General features: G+C 69.2%; 5 protein-coding genes. 2 read left to right on the top strand and 3 right to left on the bottom strand.

The features are described from left to right. The coding region (locus tag ACIWVC_RS34325; RefSeq protein ID WP_396453181.1) for a hypothetical protein at window positions 1–538 on the top strand (538 nt) is incomplete at its 5' end. Between the two features lie 91 nt (window positions 539–629). Here ACIWVC_RS34325 and ACIWVC_RS34330 read toward each other — a convergent pair. Together ACIWVC_RS34330 and ACIWVC_RS34335 are read right to left on the bottom strand one after the other, a co-directional pair. Beyond that, window positions 630–2,189 carry a phytoene desaturase family protein gene (locus ACIWVC_RS34330; protein ID WP_396455169.1) on the bottom strand — a complete coding sequence of 520 codons (1,560 nt, stop codon included), beginning with the start codon at window positions 2,187–2,189 and terminating at the stop codon, window positions 630–632. Between the two features lie 60 nt (window positions 2,190–2,249). Then, window positions 2,250–2,873, bottom strand: coding sequence for a TetR/AcrR family transcriptional regulator (locus ACIWVC_RS34335; RefSeq protein ID WP_396453183.1), 624 nt, complete (start codon window positions 2,871–2,873; stop codon window positions 2,250–2,252). Between the two features lie 63 nt (window positions 2,874–2,936). On the opposite strand from ACIWVC_RS34335, the gene ACIWVC_RS34340 reads away from it, so the two are divergent. Then, a complete protein-coding gene (locus ACIWVC_RS34340) occupies window positions 2,937–3,242 on the top strand; it encodes a DUF2834 domain-containing protein (RefSeq protein ID WP_396453185.1) in 306 nt (101 codons plus the stop codon). 35 nt (window positions 3,243–3,277) lie between these two features. Here the strand turns inward: ACIWVC_RS34340 and ACIWVC_RS34345 are convergent. Beyond that, window positions 3,278–3,600, bottom strand: a 323-nt coding sequence (locus tag ACIWVC_RS34345) for a VOC family protein (protein WP_396455171.1), incomplete at its 5' end; no start/stop codon positions are given.

Genomic DNA, 3,600 nt, shown 5'->3' on the forward strand with positions numbered 1-3,600 from the left:
AGTGCAAAGACTGGGGAGAGGAATGCTGCGGAACAAGAGGATCGGTGTGGTATTCACGCTGACAGCCGTACTGGCGCCGCTGGGAGCTTCTCCGGCGGCAGCCCAGTCACCGGCTGACCATGCCAGAGCGTCGGGGGACATGCAGCCGGCAGGGATGACGTGGCCGGGGATTCCGGGTCCATTCAAGATCATGAACCCCTTGACGGGACTGTGTTTCGATTCCAACACCGGCGCGGCCTACTACGGTCGATGCAACTCCACTGACGTGGGGCAGCGATGGGGATGGTGGAACGGCGGATTCCTGATCAGCCTCCAGACGGGGCAGTGCCTTGTCCCCTACTCGGGCTGGCCTTACCCCTATATGTCGCTGGTGCCGTGCGACAACAGGGACTCGCGTCACTTCTGGACCCACCAGAACATGGCGATCCTGAACAAGGCCACGGGTAGGTGTGTCATCGCCGGAGTCGAGGGTGAGGCTCTGAAGGCGGAGCCGTGCGTGACGACACCGACGATGGCGTGGTCTGTGACCTACTGGTGAACCAGGTCCGCCGGCCGGTCGCCCGCTGATGCGGAGCGGCCCGTCCGCCCAGGTGGCGGACACTCGGTGAGCACCGCAGACGGGCGTCGGGTCAGCTGTCGGTGAGGGCCGCGTGGGCGGCGTTGTAGCCGGGGATGAAGGTGATGCCCGGGCCGCCGTGGCAACCCGCGCTGCCCAGGTAGAGCCCGTCGATGCCGAGCGGCCGGTCGGCGTATCCGGTCGGACCGGGGCGGTGGGGACCCATCTGCTCCGGGTGGAGCAGGCCGTGGCAGTAGTCGCCGCCCGGCGCCCCGAACATGGTGCTCATGTGGCGTGGTGTGAACGTGGTGTGCTTGGTGATGAGGTCGGCGAAGCCGGGTGCGACCCGGGTGATCTTGTCGATCACGCGCTGTCCCATCTCGGCCTTCAACCGGGCGTAGTCGGCGCGGTCGGCCTCGATGGGGAACCACAGTGAGAACGCCGATGCCGCGTGCTTGCCCGGCGGCGCGAGGCCGGGGTCGTGTGCCGAGGGGATCTGGAACGCGATGGCCGGGTCGGCCGGCACGACCCCGCGGCGGCAGTCCTCCCACTGCCGCTGGAGTTCCTCCGGCGTGCTGAACAGGCCGATGGCCGCCTGCATCGACGGGTCGTTGAGCAGCTCGTAGGGTGCCGCGAACTCCGGTGCGCCGTCCAACGCGAAGTGCATCTGGACGTAGCTGCCGCGGTGGTCGACGCGGGAGAAGCGGTGGCGCACGTCGGCGGCCACGGCGCTGGACGGGACCAGGCGGGTGATCGTCAGGTCGGGGGCGATGCAGGAGACGACGATCGGGGCGTCGAGCGTTGACCCGTCCTTGGTCCGGACGCCCACGACGCGTCCATTCACGACGCGGATCTCTGTCACTTCGGTGCGCAGCCGCAGCTCTCCGCCGGCGGAGGTGAACAGGTCCCGGAGGTGCGCGGTGAGCGCTCCGATGCCGCCCCGCGGCTTCTTCATCAGAACCGTGCTCTCGTCGGGGACGGCCAGGCCGAAGGCCAGAGCTGCGGCGCTCCCCGGCGTGGCCGGGCCGCGGTAGGTGGTGTTGACCGCGAGGAAGGCGAGCATCCCCCGCAGTGCGCCGTGCTTGTCCTTGTCGGGGAGGTAGCGGTCGAGCACGTCGGTGACCGATCCGAACAGCAGGTCGGTGATGCTGGACCGTTCGCGCTCATTGGTCGCGCAGGCGTACATCTCGTCCAGCGTCTTGGGTGGCGACCCGGCGTCGAAGCGTCCGAGTGCCCGGGCCGGTGCCCGGCTCCATGCCATCAGCTCGGCCATGCCGTTGACGACCTCGGTGCCGTGCACCTCGTTCAGGTGGGTCATCAGCCGCATCGGGTCGGTGTAGTAGACGAGCGGGTCGTCGCCGACGCCGCGCAGTGACACCGACATGACGTCCACGTCCACGGTGGGCACCGCGTCCAGGCCGAGTTCGCGGCTGACCGTCGCGGACGTCGGGAACTGCAGCGAGCCCGCGATCTCGAACTTGTAGCCGTCGAAGAGCTCGACGGTGGAGGCCATCCCGCCGGCGTACCGCTTGGACTCCAGGCAGACGGTCCGCAGACCTGCCCGCTGCAGCAGGGCGGCCGCCGCCAGCCCGTTGTGCCCCGCGCCGATGACGATCGCGTCGAAGCGCTGCATCGCGCCGCCTCCCCGGTTCCCGTGGCCTCTCCGGGAGGCTGACACGCCCTCCAGGTTTCGTCAATAGTGACGAAACATGCCATCGACCATCCCGGCCTCGATCGAGGAGAGCGCGGAGTGGCACAGCTGCGCCAGCTCGGCCAAGGACCGCTCCTCGCCCAGCATCCAGACCTCCATCGCACCGAAGACGGCGGCGGCGACGCACCGCGCGGTCACGGTGACGGCGAGCCGCTCGCCGATCGGCGCACCGCCGTCCGGGGCCGTGAGGCGGGCGAGCCGTTCGGCCACCGCCTCGGCGAAGTCCGACTCGACCTGGCGGATGTGCTGGACCATCTGGGAGGGGTCGAGCGCCTCGGCCCGCAGGGCGGCGATCTGCGTGACGGCCTCCACGTCGTAGGGGAAGGCGAAGATGGCCGCCCGCACCGACCCGATGATGGGCTCGTCGTCCGGACGGGCCGCCAGCGCGCTGCGGAACCAGTGCAGGCCGGCGTCGTAGTCGGCGAACAGCAAGTCGTGCTTCGAGGCGAAGTGGCGGTAGAAGGTCCGCAGCGACACCCCGGCGTCGGCGGCGATCTGCTCGGCCGAGGTGTTCTCCACTCCCTGGGCGAGGAACCGGACCAGAGCGGCGCGCCGCAGCGCCTCGCGGGTGCGTTCGCTGCGCGCCGTCTGCGCCGGCTTGGCCATGCGCCTGAACCTATCTGTTTCGACAATAATGACAAAACTGCGGGGCGGCGTGGCGCTGACGAGGTGCTGTCGCTCCTCGGCAACGTCAACCCGATCTGGGGCGACGGCAGCTGGGCGCAGTACATCGACCTGATGTTCACCGACCCCGCCGCGAACTCCGCCGGCCAGGACTACACGATCGGCAACGTGATCCTGCTGCCGCTCATGACGATCATCGACGGCCGCCGCCGCGGCATCGGCCGCCCATGGCTGTTCTTCGTCTCCAGCCTCTTCACCAGCTTCGCATTCGCCTGGGCCTTCTACCTGGCCACCGTCGAACGGCAGCGCCGCCTGGCGGGCACACCCTCACACCCCCAGGGGGTGACCTGACTTTCAGGGCGCGCCCTGATGCGGGGGCGACTCTGTCAGTTGGTCTGCTCGGCCAGCGCGACGATGATGCCTGCCGGGCCGCGGAGGTAGCAGAGCCGGTAGCTGTCCTCGTACTGGACGAGTTCGCCGAGGAGTTCGGCTCCGTGCGGCCGCAGGCGTTCGAGGACGTCGTCCATGTCGTCGACGGCGAACATGATGCGATGCGCGCCCAGCGTGTGCGGCGGAGCGTGCGCGTCACCGTCCAGGCTCGGCGGTGTGCGGTACTTGGTCAGCTCGACCCGTCCGTGGCCGTCCGGAGTGCGCATCATCGCGATGTCCGTTCGGACTCCCTCAAGCCCGAGGAGGCGGTCCAGCACGG

Source organism: Actinomadura sp. (assembly GCF_044508335.1).
In the GTDB taxonomy this organism is placed as follows: Bacteria; Actinomycetota; Actinomycetes; order Streptosporangiales; family Streptosporangiaceae; genus Spirillospora.

Coding starts and splice junctions, on each gene's coding strand:
- ACIWVC_RS34330 (WP_396455169.1), bottom strand. CDS start 2,189: ATGCAGCGCTTCGACGCGATCGTCATCGGCGCGGGGCACAACGGGCTG.
- ACIWVC_RS34335 (WP_396453183.1), bottom strand. CDS start 2,873: ATGGCCAAGCCGGCGCAGACGGCGCGCAGCGAACGCACCCGCGAGGCG.